Source organism: Azorhizobium doebereinerae UFLA1-100, assembly GCF_000473085.1.
Classification (GTDB): domain Bacteria; phylum Pseudomonadota; class Alphaproteobacteria; order Rhizobiales; family Xanthobacteraceae; genus Azorhizobium; species Azorhizobium doebereinerae.
Map to the genome: position 1 here is coordinate 197,795 of NZ_AXBA01000001.1, position 15,586 is coordinate 213,380.

The 15,586-nt window shown below is 69.5% G+C and carries 16 protein-coding genes and 1 tRNA gene; 7 read left to right on the forward strand and 10 right to left on the reverse strand.

Features of this window, described 5'->3' with window-relative positions:
- Positions 1–592: 592 nt before the first annotated feature.
- Positions 593–2,947 (reverse strand): ComEC/Rec2 family competence protein, encoded by a 2,355-nt coding sequence (locus tag YU1_RS27260; RefSeq protein WP_051356322.1) that lies wholly within the window; start codon positions 2,945–2,947, stop codon positions 593–595.
- 137 nt (positions 2,948–3,084) lie between these two features.
- On the opposite strand from YU1_RS27260, the gene gltX reads away from it, so the two are divergent.
- A complete protein-coding gene (gltX, locus tag YU1_RS0100740) occupies positions 3,085–4,500 on the forward strand; it encodes a glutamate--tRNA ligase (RefSeq protein WP_029002444.1) in 1,416 nt (471 codons plus the stop codon).
- Between the two features lie 13 nt (positions 4,501–4,513).
- Positions 4,514–4,813 (forward strand): sulfurtransferase TusA family protein, encoded by a 300-nt coding sequence (locus YU1_RS0100745; RefSeq protein WP_425339131.1) that lies wholly within the window; start codon positions 4,514–4,516, stop codon positions 4,811–4,813.
- A 42-nt stretch (positions 4,814–4,855) separates the two neighbouring features.
- Here the strand turns inward: YU1_RS0100745 and YU1_RS0100750 are convergent, their stop codons facing one another.
- From YU1_RS0100750 to YU1_RS0100760, 3 genes are all read right to left on the reverse strand, one after another.
- A complete protein-coding gene (locus YU1_RS0100750) occupies positions 4,856–6,022 on the reverse strand; it encodes a M20 aminoacylase family protein (protein WP_029002446.1) in 1,167 nt (388 codons plus the stop codon).
- 157 nt (positions 6,023–6,179) lie between these two features.
- Positions 6,180–6,255 (reverse strand) — tRNA-Lys (locus YU1_RS0100755).
- Positions 6,256–6,398: 143 nt separating this feature from the next.
- Positions 6,399–6,650, reverse strand: coding sequence for a hypothetical protein (locus YU1_RS0100760; RefSeq protein WP_029002447.1), 252 nt, complete (start codon positions 6,648–6,650; stop codon positions 6,399–6,401).
- Between the two features lie 251 nt (positions 6,651–6,901).
- Between YU1_RS0100760 and YU1_RS0100765 the strand changes: the two genes are divergently transcribed.
- Positions 6,902–7,882 (forward strand): aldo/keto reductase, encoded by a 981-nt coding sequence (locus YU1_RS0100765; RefSeq protein WP_029002448.1) that lies wholly within the window; start codon positions 6,902–6,904, stop codon positions 7,880–7,882.
- 132 nt (positions 7,883–8,014) lie between these two features.
- The gene (locus YU1_RS0100770; protein WP_035713126.1) at positions 8,015–8,380 is read left to right on the forward strand and encodes a hypothetical protein; all 366 of its coding nucleotides are present in this window, start codon (positions 8,015–8,017) and stop codon (positions 8,378–8,380) included.
- Between the two features lie 70 nt (positions 8,381–8,450).
- Here YU1_RS0100770 and YU1_RS0100775 read toward each other — a convergent pair whose 3' ends face one another.
- From YU1_RS0100775 to YU1_RS0100795, 5 genes are all read right to left on the reverse strand, one after another.
- Positions 8,451–9,146 (reverse strand): histidine phosphatase family protein, encoded by a 696-nt coding sequence (locus YU1_RS0100775; protein ID WP_156921887.1) that lies wholly within the window; start codon positions 9,144–9,146, stop codon positions 8,451–8,453.
- A gap of 172 nt (positions 9,147–9,318) precedes the next feature.
- Complete coding sequence (rpsI, locus tag YU1_RS0100780; protein ID WP_035713128.1) at positions 9,319–9,786, reverse strand: 30S ribosomal protein S9; 468 nt, start codon at positions 9,784–9,786, stop codon at positions 9,319–9,321.
- Between the two features lie 2 nt (positions 9,787–9,788).
- Positions 9,789–10,250 (reverse strand): 50S ribosomal protein L13, encoded by a 462-nt coding sequence (gene rplM, locus YU1_RS0100785; protein WP_029002452.1) that lies wholly within the window; start codon positions 10,248–10,250, stop codon positions 9,789–9,791.
- A 196-nt stretch (positions 10,251–10,446) separates the two neighbouring features.
- The gene (locus tag YU1_RS0100790; RefSeq protein ID WP_029002453.1) at positions 10,447–11,034 is read right to left on the reverse strand and encodes an NAD(P)H-dependent oxidoreductase; all 588 of its coding nucleotides are present in this window, start codon (positions 11,032–11,034) and stop codon (positions 10,447–10,449) included.
- A gap of 71 nt (positions 11,035–11,105) precedes the next feature.
- A complete protein-coding gene (locus YU1_RS0100795; protein ID WP_029002454.1) occupies positions 11,106–11,552 on the reverse strand; it encodes a PaaI family thioesterase in 447 nt (148 codons plus the stop codon).
- A gap of 92 nt (positions 11,553–11,644) precedes the next feature.
- Here YU1_RS0100795 and YU1_RS0100800 point away from each other — a divergent pair, with 92 nt between their 5' ends.
- Positions 11,645–12,469 (forward strand): enoyl-CoA hydratase, encoded by an 825-nt coding sequence (locus tag YU1_RS0100800; protein WP_029002455.1) that lies wholly within the window; start codon positions 11,645–11,647, stop codon positions 12,467–12,469.
- A 124-nt stretch (positions 12,470–12,593) separates the two neighbouring features.
- Entirely contained in the window at positions 12,594–14,036 is a 1,443-nt protein-coding gene (locus tag YU1_RS31660; RefSeq protein ID WP_051356327.1) for a hypothetical protein, read from the forward strand.
- Positions 14,037–14,040: 4 nt separating this feature from the next.
- On the opposite strand, the gene YU1_RS0100810 is transcribed toward YU1_RS31660, so the two are convergent.
- Positions 14,041–14,253: a DUF2842 domain-containing protein gene (locus YU1_RS0100810; RefSeq protein WP_029002456.1), complete on the reverse strand. Its 213-nt coding sequence runs from the start codon at positions 14,251–14,253 to the stop codon at positions 14,041–14,043.
- Positions 14,254–14,475: 222 nt separating this feature from the next.
- On the opposite strand from YU1_RS0100810, the gene YU1_RS27270 reads away from it, so the two are divergent.
- Complete coding sequence (locus YU1_RS27270) at positions 14,476–15,576, forward strand: COX15/CtaA family protein (protein ID WP_051356328.1); 1,101 nt, start codon at positions 14,476–14,478, stop codon at positions 15,574–15,576.
- Positions 15,577–15,586: the final 10 nt, after the last annotated feature.

Genomic DNA, 15,586 nt, shown 5'->3' on the forward strand with positions numbered 1-15,586 from the left:
ACGCCCGGCACACGCGTCGGCACCTCGCGCCAGCGGGCTGCATAGGCCTGGGAAGATAGCTGCACAGCGCCTGGGGGTGGTGCGGACGGCCTGGACGGAGGCCGCGCCACGAGATCCCTGCCCACGATCGGACCTGTCCCGCTCGCCCCGCCGGACGTATGTCCTTCCCTCTGACCTGGAGCGGAGCTGGAGACGGACGGGCCCAGGGGGCGCGGCGACGCGGGCCCTGCGGAGACAGTTGCCGGCGGATCGGCACGCGTAGCGGCGACCGACGGCATGGTGAGGCGCAGTTCGCCCTGCTCCGCCCGGCTGGCTCCCTCTCCACTCAAGCTCGATCCGGCCGCCGCTGCCCCTCCGGCCATACCCGTCCCCTCCGCACCAACGCCCCTCCCGCCTTGCCTGTCCGCATCCGCTCCACCGGAGCCCGGCCCGCCGGCTTGCGAAGGCATGTTCATGTTGCGCGCGATCGCCTGGGCACGTGCCGCGGCGCGGTCCGCCTGGAACTGCCGACGCAGGGACGCCCGGTGATCCGCCGCCATGCGGCGCGGCCGTGGCGGACCGGCGATCCCGGCGGACGCGCCCTCGGGTCCGGCTAGGTTCGAAGGGGCAAGGCCAGGCTCGTCGCCCTCCGGCAGGCCGGCAAGAGCCACCAGCGGGGCCGCATCTCGCCCGGCGTCCACTCCAGGCCCCGGGCCGGACACGGCCGGGACCGCAGCGGCGCCCATGCGGCGCGCCTGCCCGGCGGGTCCGGACGGGCTGGCCGCGTCCGGTGCGGCGGTTCCCGCGTCAACCGGGGCCGCCGCCGTCCGCCCAGCCCCTCCTTGCGAAACAGGGCCACAGTGCCGGTGCGGGCCAGCGCGCCGGGCGAGAAGACGCGGGCGCCGCAATCCTTCGGCGCGGGCACCGGCGTGACCAGGATCGTCACCTCCCGGCACGCCGCCGCGAGCCCCTCCGGCCGGCGCGAGACGGCTAGCACGCCCCCACCCGGCAGAGGCGCGCGGCAGGCGTCCGCATCGCAGCTGAAGCCCGCCGCCAGATCTTTGGTCTCCGACGTCCGGGGATCGGCCTCCCGCGAGAGCCACTGCTCCACCGCGAGCCGGCTGCTCCTGGCGCCGGTCACGCTGAGCCTCCCGTCCGAGCCCCGCACTGCTACGGTCTGCCCGTTGGGCGCAATGAGCACGTCGGGGCGCAGCGCCGGCCCGAGCAGCAGGACGGCCGCCACGGCCGGCGGGATGGCGAGCGCCGCCAGCCAGCCGCGCAGCAGGCAGAGACACAGCAGGGCAATAGTGGCTGCGCCCGCCGCGCCCGGCCCAACCCAGTCGGTGCGGGTATCGGCGCCGGGCAGCGCGGCGACCATGTCCGATACCCGCACCATGATGTCGAGGCCCCACCCCATGACCGGCCAGGCGATGAAATCCCAGCCGAAAGGCATCAGCAGCACGCCCATCAGGCCGAAAGGCATGACCAGGAATTCCACCGCCGGCATGGCGCAGAGATTGGCCAGGAGGCCGAACACGCCGACCCGCTGGAAATGCAGCGCCGCATAGGGTGCGGTGGCGGCGCCGGCCACGATCGAGGTGAGCGAGAGCGCGGCGAGGAACAGGCCGGCGCGCGCCGCCAACTGCCAAACGAGCGCCCCCTTCGCCGGCCGGGCGCGCAGGCCGCTCCAATGCTCGTACGCCGCCACCAGGGCGAGGGTCGCGGCGAACGACATCTGCGTGCCCGCCTCAAGGATCGCCTGCGGCCCCAGCGCCAGCACCAGCATGGCCGCCACCGCCACGGTGCGCAGCGTCAGGGCGGAGCGGCCCGCCATCACCCCAATGAGGACGATGCCGAGCATGAAGAAGGAGCGCTGCGCCGGCCAGTCGTTGCCCGAGAGCAGGAGATAGATGCCGCTGCCGCCGAGGGCCACGAGCGCCGCGGCGGTCTTGATGGGGAAGCCCAGCGCCAGCGGCGGAATGGCGGCGAGCAGGCCGCGCACCAGGAAGAACAGCGTGCCCGCCACCATCGCCATGTGCAGGCCGGAGATGGACAGGACATGGGTGAGGCCCGACACCCGCATGCTTTCTTCAACCTCCGGCGCCACTGACGCGCGGTCGCCCACCACCAGCGCCACGGCAATGTCGGCGGCGGTGCCGCTCAAGGATTGGCGGATCCGGGTCCCCACCGTCCGCCGCACGTCCTCGATCAGGGAGCCGAGCCGGACGCTGAACGGTGGATCCCCCGGCGGGGAGATGATCCTGGGCCGGCCGAGCCCGAAGCCCACCGCATCGATGCCCCGGAACCAGATAGCCCGGCCGAAATCATGCCCCCCTGGCACCACCGCCTCCACCGGCGGCAGAAGGCGGGCCAGGACCGACACCGGCGTTCCCGTGGGCGGCGCGGTGCCGCGGCCGAGCGAGAGGCGCACCAGCGCCGGCCGCTCCGAAAGCCCGCGCCCCTCCGCCGCGGTGACGCGCAGCAGCACCCGGTCCGCCTTGGGCCTGCGCTCCACCTGCTCGATGAAGCCGGTCAGCCGCACCGGCCCCGGCGGCGGTGGCAGGACCGGATGGGAGATCCGCGCCGTCTGAAGCGTCGCCAGGGCGAATCCCGCCGAGATCGCGGCGGCACCGAGCAAGAGCGCGAAGGTGACGGGACGCGTCCGCGCCACGAACGCCGCCAGCGTCAGCGCGCCGGCAAGTCCCATAGCGGCGGGAAGCGAGGGTTCCTGCGCCGCGCCGAAATAGATCAGGATGCCGCAGCCAAACAGCACCGGCAGCCACAGGATCAGCCGTCCGGAGGCCGCCTCCGCTCGTGCATCGGCCAGGATGCGGTCGCGCAGCCGGCCCAGCAGGGCGCCGGGCCAGAACGGGGCGGGCACGAAGACCGGCCGCGCCACGGCGCCGCCGAGCACGCCGGCGATGGCGCCGAGCGGCCGCTGCCCGCCCCTGTCCCGACCGCGCTCCATCGGCCGTGTTCCTTCATCCCCCCGCCTATGCTACACGGGCGCCGCTCGTGCGCCACGCTGGCGTGTCCATCGGCCTCTTGCGGGCCGCGCACGGCCACCGCATCGCGCGCTCCACCTCCCACCCCCGGCCTTGTCAGATGTCGCAGATCGTCACCCGCTTTGCTCCCTCCCCCACGGGCTTTCTGCATATTGGCGGCGCCCGCACCGCGCTGTTCAACTGGCTCTATTCCAAGGCCAAGGGCGGGAAGATGCTGCTGCGCATCGAGGATACCGACCGCCAGCGCTCCACCAAGGAAGCCATCGACGCCATCATCGAGGGCCTGACATGGCTCGGCATCGATTGGGACGGGGAGGTGATCTACCAGTTCGCCCGCGCCGAGCGGCACCGTGCGGCGGTGGAGGAGATGCTGGCGCGCGGCAACGCCTATCCCTGCTATGCGACGCCGGCCGAGTTGGACGAGATGCGCGAACTGGCCCGCAAGGAGGGCCGTCCGCCGCGCTATGACGGCCGCTGGCGCGACCGCCCGGCCTCCGAGCGTCCCACGGACCGGCAGCCGGTGATCCGCCTGCGCGCGCCGCAGGAGGGCGTGACCGTGATCGAGGATCAGGTGCAGGGCACCGTGACCTTCCCGAACAAGGATCTGGACGACCTCGTGCTGCTGCGCTCGGACGGCACGCCCACCTACATGCTGGCGGTGGTGGTGGACGACCACGACATGGGCATCACCAACATCATCCGCGGCGACGACCATCTCACCAACGCCGCCCGGCAGACGCAGATCTACAATGCGCTGGGCTGGGACGTGCCGCGCATGGCGCACATTCCGCTGATCCACGGCCCGGACGGCGCCAAGCTCTCCAAGCGTCACGGCGCCCTGGGGGTGGATGCCTATCGCGACATGGGCTACCTGCCCGCAGCGCTGCGCAACTATCTGGTGCGCCTCGGCTGGAGCCATGGCGACCAGGAGATCTTCTCCACGCAGGAGATGGTCGAGCACTTCGATCTTGACCATGTGGGCCGCTCTGCGGCGCGCTTCGATTTCCAGAAGCTGGAGAACATCAACGGCCATTACATGCGCGCCACGCCCGACCAGGAGCTGTTCGACGCGCTGATGGGCCTCGTTCCGCACCTGCCGGATGCCGAGCGCCGGCTGGCCCGGCTGACGCCGGAGCGCCGGACGCAGTTGCTCACGGCTCTGCCCGGCCTCAAGGAGCGGGCGAAGACGCTCACGGAACTGCTCGACAATGCGGAGTTCATCTTCGCCGAGCGACCGCTGCCGCTGGAAGAGAAGGCCGCGGCCATCCTCACCGCCGAGGCGCGCACACACATCGCGGCCCTGCTGCCGCAGTTGGAGGCGGCGGACTGGAGCGCGGCGGCCACCGAGGGCGTGGTACGCGGCTATGCGGAGACGGCGGGCGTCAAGCTCGGCGCCGTGGCCCAGCCGTTGCGCGCGGCCCTTACCGGGCGCACCACCTCGCCGCCGGTGTTCGACGTCTTCGTCGTCCTCGGACGCACGGAAAGCCTTGCCCGCCTGAAAGACCAGGCAGCGTGACGGGAGTTCGCAGATGAAGGCGGCAGCAGCTATTTTGGCCGGCATGACCTCGAATCGCCGGGCTCCGGTAGCCGACCCAGCCACGGGCGAACTGCACTTGGACCTCAAGGGTCTCAAATGCCCCATGCCGGCCCTGCGCACCCGCAAGGCGCTGGCCACGGCGATGCCCGGCACCCGCCTCGTGGTGGAATGCACGGACCCCATGTCGGTGATCGACATTCCCCACCTCGCCGCCGAGACAGGAAACACGTTCGAGGGCCGGACGCTGGAAGACGGCGTCATCACCTTCCGGCTGCGCAAGACCAACGCCTGAACACCAACGCCTGACCATCGGGTCAGGCGTTCTCGTAACCCTTCAGAGCGGCATGGCCGTTTCCACGAGGCGCACCCAATAGGACGTGCCGAACGGAATGGCCTCGTCGTTGAAATTGTAGCGCGGGTTGTGCAGCCCCGCGCTCGGGCCATTGCCGACGAAGATGAAGGCGCCTGGACGGGCCTCCAGCATGAAGGAGAAATCCTCCGCGCCCATCATGGGCGGCACGTTGGTGTCCACCTTGTCGGTGCCCGCCACCTCCGCCGCGATGCGGGCCGCGAATGCCGCCTGCTCGGCATGGTTCACGGTGACCGGATAGCCATCCACCCAATTCAGCTTGGCTGTGGCGCCGTAAGCGGCGGCGATGCCCTCCACGATGGCCGGCAGGCGGGCCTGGAGCATCTTGCGCACCTCGGGCTTCAGCGTGCGCGCCGTGCCGGTGAGCTGGGCGGTCTGCGGGATCACATTCTCCACCGCGCCGGCATGGAACATGGTGATGGAGACCACCGCCGATTCCAGCGGATCGACGTTGCGCGCCACCACCTGCTGGAGGCCCATGACGATGGCCGAGCCGACGAGCACCGGGTCCACGCCCTGGTGCGGCTTGGCGGCATGGGCGCCGCGCCCGTCGATGAAAATCTCCAGCCGGTCGGTGGAGGCCATGATGGCGCCGGGCCGCAGCGCGAACTGGCCGAGCGGAATGCCCGGCTGATTGTGCATGCCGTAGATCTCCTGCGGCGCGAAGCGCTCCAGGAGGCCATCCTCGATCATCGCGCGGGCACCGCCCTCGCCTTCCTCGGCGGGCTGGAAGATCAGGATGGCGGTGCCGGCGAAGGCACGGGTCTCGGCCAGGTGCCGGGCGGCGCCGAGCAGCATGGCGGTGTGGCCGTCATGGCCGCAGGCATGCATCTGGCCGGCATTCTGCGAGGCATAAGGCAGGCCGGTCTCTTCCAGGATGGGCAGCGCATCCATGTCGGCGCGCAGGCCGATCACCTGCCCCTTGCCCGGCGAGCGCCCGCGGATCACCGCCACGACGCCGCTGCGGCCGATGCCCGTCACCACCTCGTCGCAGCCGAAGGAGCGGAGCTTGTCCGCCACGAAGCCGGAGGTGCGCGGCAGGTCGAACATGAGCTCGGGAAACTGATGCAGATCGCGCCGCCACGCGGCGATCTCGGCGGCGGTGTCGGCGATGCGGTTGAGAACGGGCATGGATCGGCTCCTGTCGGCATGGACAGGTTGGAACCGGCGCCGAGAGGGGTCAAGGGCCATGCTGCGGCGCACACCATACGGTCGGAAAGACGGCCGGCCCGACCGCTCGCTCGACACGGCGGCGGCAGGGAGGTGGCGGGGACATGGGATTAGGAAGTGGTGAGCCCGTCGGGATTCGAACCCGAGACCCCATGATTAAAAGTCACGTGCTCTACCGGCTGAGCTACGGGCTCACTGAAGGTGCGTGGTAGGCTGCGGCGCGCGCAGGGTCAAGGGACCCCGGCCACGGAGGTGTGCGCCGCCCACGGGCGGGCCCGGCAAAAACGCAAACGGGGCCCGCGCGGGACCCCGTCGACGATACACGGCCCCGGGTGCCTCAGCCGCCCATGGCCTTTTCCGCCGCTTCCATGGCCTTGGCCTTGGGATTGGCGGTGCAGTAGGCCTTCATCTTGGTGTCCATGTCGGCGGCCATCTTGTCGGTGGCGGCGTCGCCGGTCTTGGGCGTCGGGCCTGCGGCGGCGGCGAGCTTGAGATAGTCCGCGCAGCTCATGTTCGGGTCGGAGACCTGGGCCAGGGAGGGCGTGGCACCGAGGGCGGCCGCGAGGAGGAGGATCGAAGAAATACGCACGATGTTTCCTTATACCTAGAGCGGTACGGATATACGCACGATTCGCATGACGGCAAAGCGAACATTCGGACCGCGACCAATAAAGAGCCGGCCGGTTCCCACTCCGTTTCGAAGAACAGACCAGACGAGCTTCCGCAACGTCGCCCCGAAAGGACGGCGGGACTCACATATTTGGCGCCCTGCACCTCTCGGCGCGAGACATGGCGGGTGATAGCTCTGTCATCCGCCTTTTTCCAATCTGGAGATTTTCCATGGATTACGTGAAGCTCGGCCGCACCGGCCTTGAGGTCTCGCGCCTGTGCCTCGGTTGCATGAGCTACGGCGCCCCCGACCGCGGCACGCATCCCTGGTCGCTGCCCGAAGACGAAAGCCGCCCCTTCATCCGCAAGGCACTGGACAGCGGCATCACCTTCTTCGACACCGCGAACGTCTATTCTGACGGCACCAGCGAGGAATTCCTCGGCCGCGCGATCAAGGATTTCGCCCGCCGCGACGACCTCGTCATCGCCACCAAGGTGTTCAACCGCATGCGCCCCGGCCCGAACGGCGCCGGCCTGTCGCGCAAGGCGATCCTCAACGAGATCGACAACAGCCTGCGGCGGCTGGGCACCGATTACGTGGACCTCTACCAGATCCACCGCTGGGACTATGGGACGCCCATCGAGGAGACGCTGGAGGCGCTCGATACGGTGGTTCGCACCGGCAAGGCCCGCTATATCGGCGCCTCCTCCATGCATGCGTGGCAGTTCGCCAAGGCGCTGGCGTTGCAGGAGCGCCACGGGTGGGCACGCTTCGTCAGCATGCAGAACTACGTGAACCTGCTCTATCGCGAGGAGGAGCGGGACATGCTGCCGCTGTGCGCCGATGCCGGCATCGGTGTCATTCCGTGGAGCCCGCTGGCGCGCGGCCGCCTCACCCGGCCCTGGAGCGAGGGCAGCGCCCGCTCGGAGACCGACGAATTCGGCAAGACGCTCTATGCCGCCACCGCCGACGCCGACCGCCAGGTGGTGGAGCAGGTCGCGGCCATCGCCGCCGCGCGCGGTGTGCCGGCGGCCCAGGTGGCCCTGGCCTGGGTGCTGCAGAAGTCCGAGATCACCGCCCCCATCGTCGGCGCCACCAAGCCAGTCCATCTCGACGATGCCGTGGCGGCGCTCTCCCTCAAGCTGGAGCCGGCGGAGATCGCCGCCCTGGAAGCCCCTTACGTCCCCCACGCCGTGGTCGGCTTCAAATAGCCGGCCCCTTGGCGGCCGTGTCATCCACGACGCGGCCGCCGAGGGAAACGGAGCCAGGGCCGCAAGCTCGCTTGCTTCTCGCCACGTGGTGACCTAAGCGACTGTTCGGTGGGACGTTCCCCGGGGGTTCGCATGGCGATGGTTTGGTCTTTCACGGGTGGCGCCACCAGGGGCGGCGTGGCCCTGTGGGCGCTCGGCGCCGCGATCCTCCTGGCGCCGGTCCCGGTCGCGCTGGCCCAGAGCAGCGGCACGATCCCGCATATCGAGATCCATCCGCGCAAGCCGAACGTGATCCAGCTGCCCGTGATCCCGCAGGGCAATTATCTGGATCCGGGGCCGGGGCCCGCCATCAAGCCGGACGTGTCGATCGGCGACGACCGCAACGAGGATTATGTTTTCCCGCCGAATCTCGGCGGTTTCGACGGTGGCTCCCCGCCCGGCGATCCCACCAGCGGTGGCGGCTGGAGCCCCCTACCCGGCGACACGCCGAGCTTCTGAGGCTCGCGGAGGAAGACACGAAAAGGCCGGCCGCCCGTGGGGTGGCCGGCCTTTTTCGTTCAGCGCGCGCTCAGTCCGCGCAATCGGTCTCGGCGGGATCAAGCCCGTCGGGCTGGCCCCAGTCGTTCTGCGGCAACTGGGCGAACGGCCCGGTGAAGACCTGCTTCTCCATCCGGAAGGACGTGGGAACGGGCGAGCCCGGTGCGTAATCGACGATCCAGAAATAATCGTAGGTCTGGTCCGGCCAGGTCTCCGGCACGCCGGGCAGCCGGTCGAGATTGAGCGCGTAGCGCAGCGTCAACGCCCGCCGTTCCGGCGGCAGGGAGGCATCGGCGATATGGTCGTGCTCCCACACCACGATCACCGTCTTGCCGTCGAAGCGCGGATCGGTGAGCAGCGTCTCCGCCGCCTGCTTGGTGCGCTTGGCAAGATCGCTGTCGAACAGCCGGGGCTCCTTGCCAGCAGGAATCACCGAATAGAAGACTAGCGGCAGGTCCCAGGAATTGGCCAGCGGCGAAGCCGTCTCAATGGTGTGGATGGAGATGGTGTAGACCGCCTCGGGCGCCGTCCCGGGCGCGAACAGGCTGTTTGCGGCCTCCTTGCCGAGATACTGCTTCACAAGCGCCCGCGCCCGCTGCCGCCCGGTCTCGCACAGCCGGTAGGCGTCGGCCTTCTCGCCATGGCGCAGGATGATGAGCCGCGCCGGCGTGGCGGCGGCTGCCGAGACCCCGGCCGCCAGCGCTGCCACGGACAGGGTCGCGGCCATCAAGGCCGCCGTGATGCTTCCAAGCCGCCTGCCCATATCCCGCCCTCCGCTGTCGGCGAGAGCAAAGCATGCTGCGTCGCCGCCCGCTACCCTGATGCCACAACAGGCGTACGGGCACAAAAAAACGGCGGGGCATGGCCCCGCCGTTCTTCCAACAGGTCTCGTCGACCGATCAGCGCTTCGAGAACTGGAAGCTGCGGCGGGCCTTGGCCTTGCCGTACTTCTTGCGCTCGACCACGCGGCTGTCGCGGGTCAGGAAGCCACCCTTCTTCAGGGGGCTGCGCAGCTCGGGCTCATAATAGGTGAGCGCGCGGGAGATGCCGTGGCGCAGCGCGCCGGCCTGGCCGGAGAGGCCGCCGCCGGACACCGTGCACACCACGTCATACGCACCCTCGCGGGCCGCAGCAGCGAACGGCTGGTTGATGATGAGACGCAGCACCGGGCGGGCGAAATACACCTCAACAGCGCGGTCGTTCACCGTGATCTTGCCGGTGCCGGGGCGAACCCACACGCGGGCCACGGCGTCCTTGCGCTTGCCGGTGGCATAGGCACGGCCGAACTTGTCCAGCTTCTGGACATGAACGGGCGCATCCTCGCCCTGGGTGGACAGCGCGTCGAGGGACTGGAGAACCTCGGCCATGGTCAGATCCTCACGTTCTTGCTGTTGAGGCTCGCCACGTCGAGCACCGTCGGCTGCTGCGCCTCATGCGGATGGGTCGAGCCCTTGTAGACGCGCAGGTTGCCCATGATCTTGCGACCGAGGGGACCGCGCGCGAGCATGCGCTCCACCGCCTTTTCGATCACGCGCTCCGGGAAACGGCCTTCGAGCAGGAACTTCGCAGTCCGCTCCTTGATGCCGCCCGGGAAGCCGGTGTGGTGATAATAGACCTTCTGGTCGCGCTTGCGGCCGGTCAGCACCACCTTCTCCGCATTGATCACCACGACGTTGTCGCCGGTGTCCACGTGGGGGGTGAAGATGGCGCGATGCTTGCCGCGCAGGCGCATGGCGATGACGGTCGCGAGACGGCCAACGACGAGGCCGGTCGCATCGATCACCACCCACTTCTTTTCGATTTCGGCAGGCTTGGCCGAATACGTCTTCATGGGGTTCGATTCCAAATGAGAAGGCCGAGCCGCGCACGCATCCGGGCTCCGCTCGACGATGAGAGGGCTTCTAGCGGAGGCGGCTTTTACGGTCAACGTCGCGTCGAGCTATAATATCAAGCAAATTCAATGGCTTATAAAAATGGTGTTATAGCACCATGAAATAAAGCCTGTTTTTGCGGGAATTTGCGGGGCCTCACGCGCCCCGCTCGCCCAGTTGGCGCATCTTGAGCAGCCAGTGCTGCCGCTCGGCGAGGCTCGCCGCGTCCACGCGGCCGAAATAGGTGTGGCGCACCGGGCTCATGCCGGAAAAGCCGAGGATGCCTTCATCGACGCTGCGCACCCCGGGCGCGAAGAAGAAGCAGCGATAGATGAAGGCCGGCGTGCCCATGGTGACGACGAGGCGGGCCGAACGGCCGGTGAGCAGCGCGCGCGGAAACGAATGCTCGCCCGGCAGGAAGGCGATGCCCGGGCGCATGAGCTGCTCCAGGAAGGCCTTCAGCACCGCCGGAAGCGTGCCCAGCCACAGGGGAAACAGCAGCACCACATGGTCGGCGGCGATCAGCGCGTCGCGCACGCCGTTGAGCCCCTCCGGCAAGGCGTCCATCTCGAAGGCGGCCTGGGACCGCAGCAGCGGGAAATCGAGCCGCCCCACATCCACGCGCATGACCCGGTGCCCCGCCGATTCCGCCCCCGCCGCATAGGCGTCGGCAAGACCGTGGCACAGATGTCCCCCGGCTCCGTCCGGATGCCCCTGAATGATGAGGATGGACTTCTGTCCCATCGCACGCGTTCCCCCGTCTTGCGCCAGGGTGGAAGCGCGCGATGCGAAGCGCCTTGATCGAGGTCAGCCGCTCAGCGGCTGGGAATGGAATAGGTGGCGACGCAATGGGCCACAAGTTCGTGGCTCTTGGACGTGCGCAGGCCGATCTCGCCCACCGCCAGCCGCCGCCCCACCTTGATCAGATGGGCGTCGGCGATGACCGCGCCCGGCTCGGGCTTGCGCAGGAAATTGATGTTGAGGTTGGTGGTCACCGCCAGCGTCACCGGGCCCAGTTCGGCCAGGAGCGCCACATACATGGTGACGTCGGCCAGCGCCATCAGCGCCGGACCGGACACGGTTCCCCCCGGACGCAGGTGTTCGTTGCCCGCCTCAAGGCGCACCGTTGCGGCGCCCGGAGCGATCGCTTCGATGCGGTGGGGACGGCCAGGCCCAAAGGATTGGGGATATTCCCGCGAGAGGAATTCCTCCATATCGCTCACCGACATTGCGGCGCCACGAACCGACAGCATCGCTCTCATTCTCCCTGTGTGGCGTACATATGACATGACCAAGCTTGTTTGAAACTGCATAAGACGAAGTCAACGTCCGTGCATAAGGCGGGAGGACAACCGTGACCGAGGCCCATCTGGCGCACCCAGCCGCGCCCGAACCCTTTACCCGCATGGATCGGCATGGCGGCGTCGCCGTCCTGACCCTCACCCGCCCCTCCAGCCGCAACAGCCTCTCCGAAGGCATGATGTCAGCCTTGACAGACTGCCTTGACGGACTCGCGACGGACCCGGAGGTGCGCGCCATCGTCCTCGCCGCCGAGGGCCCGGCCTTTTCCGCCGGCCACGACCTGAAGGAAATCCAGGCCCGCCGCACCGATCCGGATCGCGGCCGCGCCTATTTCGAAGGCGTGCTCAAGCGGTGCGCGAGCCTGATGCTGCGCATCGTCCGCCAGCCGCAGCCGTTGATCGCGGCGGTGGAGGGCATGGCCACCGCCGCCGGGTGCCAGCTTGTGGCGAGCTGCGACCTCGCGGTGGCGGGCGCGGGCGCCCGATTCTGCACGCCGGGGGTCAATATCGGCCTGTTCTGCCATACGCCCATGGTCGCTCTGTCCCGCTCGGTCGCGCGCAAGCACGCCATGGAAATGCTGCTGCTGGGCGAATGGGTGCCGGCCGAAGAGGCGCATCGCCTCGGTCTGGTCAACCGCGTGGTGGCGTCCGGCCAGGCCCTTGAGGCGGCCCTCGGCCTCGCCGGCCAGATCGCCGCGAAGTCCCGCGTTCCGGTCAAGCTTGGCAAGGCCGCCTTCTACGCCCAGGCGGAGATGGGTCTCGACGACGCCTATGACTATGCCTCCCAGGTGATGGCCGAGAACATGCTCGCCCGGGACGCGGACGAAGGCATCTCGGCCATGATCGGCAAGCGCCCCCCGCACTGGGAGGACCGCTGAGATGGAAACCGCTGGAATGCTTGCAGGTACCCCCGTCTCAACCTTTACGATCTATCAACCATAAGGGCCCACCCTTTCGCCGGGATGTCCTGCGCGGTGCAGGCGCACGCGGAAGGGCCGAGCGATGTCGCAGGCATTCGCCTACGAAGCAGAGATGGACGGTGACCGTGCGCGCCCCTCGCCGCTGGCGCGCCGTGGGCTGACGCTGGCCTGGACGCTGTTCGCCCTTCTCGTGCTCTCCCTGCTGTTTCCCTTCCGCTACACCTCGCATGCCGAGCTCAGCTTCGATGTCGCCGCCCAGCCGACCCCCTCGGTGGTGCGCGGCGCGATCCAATTGCTGTCGTCGCGGGAGATGGCGTTCGATGTGGTGCGCGCCCTCGGGCCGGCGGACGCCGCCGCCCTCGCCGCCCAGGCCGGCTCCCGGCTCTCCAGCCTCTGGCGCCGGCCGGATACGGACGAATCAGCCGTGCAGGCCCGCGCTGCCCGCACCCTCGCGCAAGCGCTGCGGGTCAGCGCCCAGCAGGGCGGGCGGGCGTTGGACATCGCCGTGTCGCTGCCCGACGCCAGCCGTGCGGCGCGCGTGGCGGACGCCTATGCCGGCGCCCTGCTGACGCTCGACGCCAGCGTGCGTACCACCGCCGAGGAGGCGCGCGAGCCCTCGCCGCCGCTGCGCCTCGCAGGGGCGGCGACCGCCGTCCGTCTCCCCGACGCGCCGTCGGCCGGCGTCCTGGTCCTGCTCGGGCTCGCCATCGGCCTGCTCGCCACCCTCACCGTCCACCTGCGCCAACGCCCCGGCCGGCCGACGGGCGTGGTGGCGGACGGCGTGCTGCCGCGCGAAATCCCCAGCGACCGCCGGGTGTCCTGGCTGCGCTCCGCCGGCGGCGCGAGCCTCGGGCCGGAGGCCGCCGTGGATCGCCTCATCGATACCGTGGGGTCAGCCGCGCGCTGCGACCTCGTGGTCCTGACCTCCAGCGACCTGCCGGAAGAAGCCGCCGCCTGCAGCCTCGCGCTTGCCCGGCGCCTCGCGGAAAGCGAGGATCAGGTGGTGCTGGTGGCGCTCGACGGCGATGCCGCCGCCTTCACCCACCTGCTGGCGGATCCTCGCGCGCCGGGCGTGGCCGAGCTGTTGTTCGGCGTGGCCGGATTCAGCGAGGCGATCCACCGCGACGGCGCCTCGCGCGCCCATCTCATCCCGCCCGGGCGCGACAGCCGGGGCGGACCGAGCGTGGTCGGCGCCGAGCGGCTGACGCTGATCTTGCAGTCCCTGCGCCAGACCTACAGCCGGGTGATCGTGTCCGCGCCGAGCCTTGCCGGCACGCCGGGGGCCGAGCGTCTCGCCGCCTTGGCGCCGCTGCTCATCGCCCTGCACGAGGACGACGCCTCGACCCCGGCGGCGGTGGAGACCTATGACGCGCTGGCGGCCAAGGGCTTCACCAACGTGGCCATGCTGCCGCTGGCGTTCGAGGACGCCGCCTCTGCCGCGCACGAGACGCCGGACGACACGCCGCCGGCGCTGCCCGTGCCGACCCTGATGGCCGTGGCGCAGCCTATCTCGTTCGCGGCCTGAGCCGTCAGGCCCGGCGGTCCGGCTTCTCCATCCAGCGGATCAGCAGCGCGGCCGGGATCACCCACAGGATGCCCAGCAGCACGTAGCTCACCGTCTGCCACCCCGCCGGCAGGTCCGTGACCCGGCCCTGGGCCAGCGCCATGGCGCCAATCGCCCATACAACCACAAGCACCAGCAGCAGCACCGTGCCGATCAGCTTGCGCACGCGCTGGCGCATGCTCGCCTCCCATCTTGAATCAAGGTGTTAAGTTTTCTATTTTATGATTAATTATCAGTTGTTTACTTGAATATTTTCATCCAATAAATCACCTCAAGCGCACCGTCCTGCTCGCCCTTGTTGAAGGCCGGCTTCCCGCCAGCGACCACCGGACGCCTTGCGCCGCCTCGCCCCGCTCTATAACGGATCGCTCCGGGCGGGCATATGCGGGAGCAGGAAGTGATGTCGCAGGTCCAGGGCATCGCCGTCGCGGATGCAGCCGCCAGCCCGGCGACCGCAGGGTCTCGCGCCGTGCGCATGTGGCTCTATGTCGTGGCGGCCCTCATCGTCGCCATGGTGGTGGTGGGCGGCGCCACGCGCCTCACCGAATCCGGCCTGTCCATCACCGAATGGAAGCCGGTGACCGGCGCCCTGCCCCCGCTGTCGGACGCCGACTGGCAGGCCGAGTTCGACAAGTACAAGACCATCCCGCAATACGAGATCCTCAACAAGGGCATGGGCCTGGAGGACTTCAAGCGGATCTTCTGGTGGGAATGGGCTCATCGCCTGCTGGGCCGGGTGATCGGCCTCGCCTTCTTCCTGCCCTTCGTCTATTTCGCGGCGCGCGGCATGTTGCGCGGCGCCCTGCTCGCCCGCTGCCTCGCTTTGTTCCTGCTGGGCGGCCTGCAAGGGGCGGTCGGCTGGTGGATGGTGGCCTCCGGCCTCACCGCGCGGACCTCCGTCAGCCAGTATCGCCTCGCCATCCACCTGACGCTGGCGTGCGTCATCCTCGCCGCCGTGGTCGCCGTGGCGCGCGGGCTCACCGCGCGGGGCACGCAGGCCGTTCCCCGCCGCCTGCGCGCGACCGCTTATGGGCTGGTCGGCCTCGTGCTGGTGCAGATCTTCGCCGGCGGGCTGGTCGCCGGCCTGGACGCGGGCCTGACGTTCAACACCTGGCCATTGATGGACGGGCGGCTCATTCCCGCCGCCGCCCAGCTCGGCGCCATGGAGCCGGCGTGGCGCAACCTGTTCGAGAATGTGATGACGGTGCAGTTCGTGCACCGGATGATCGCCTACACGCTGTTCGCCGTGGCGATCCTGCACGCCCTCGACGCATCCCGCACCGGCGGGCGGGCGGCACGCGGCGCGCTGCTGCTGCTGGCACTGGTGAGCGTGCAGGCGACCCTCGGCATCCTGACCCTGGTGCACATGGTGCCGCTGGACCTCGCGCTCGCCCATCAGTTGGGCGCAACGCTGGTGCTTGTTGCGGCCACGGTGCATGCCAGCGACCTTGCCCGCTCCCGCGCGCCGGCCGCCGGGCCGGCCTTGTTGCGCGCCGGCTGAGGCCGGTGCC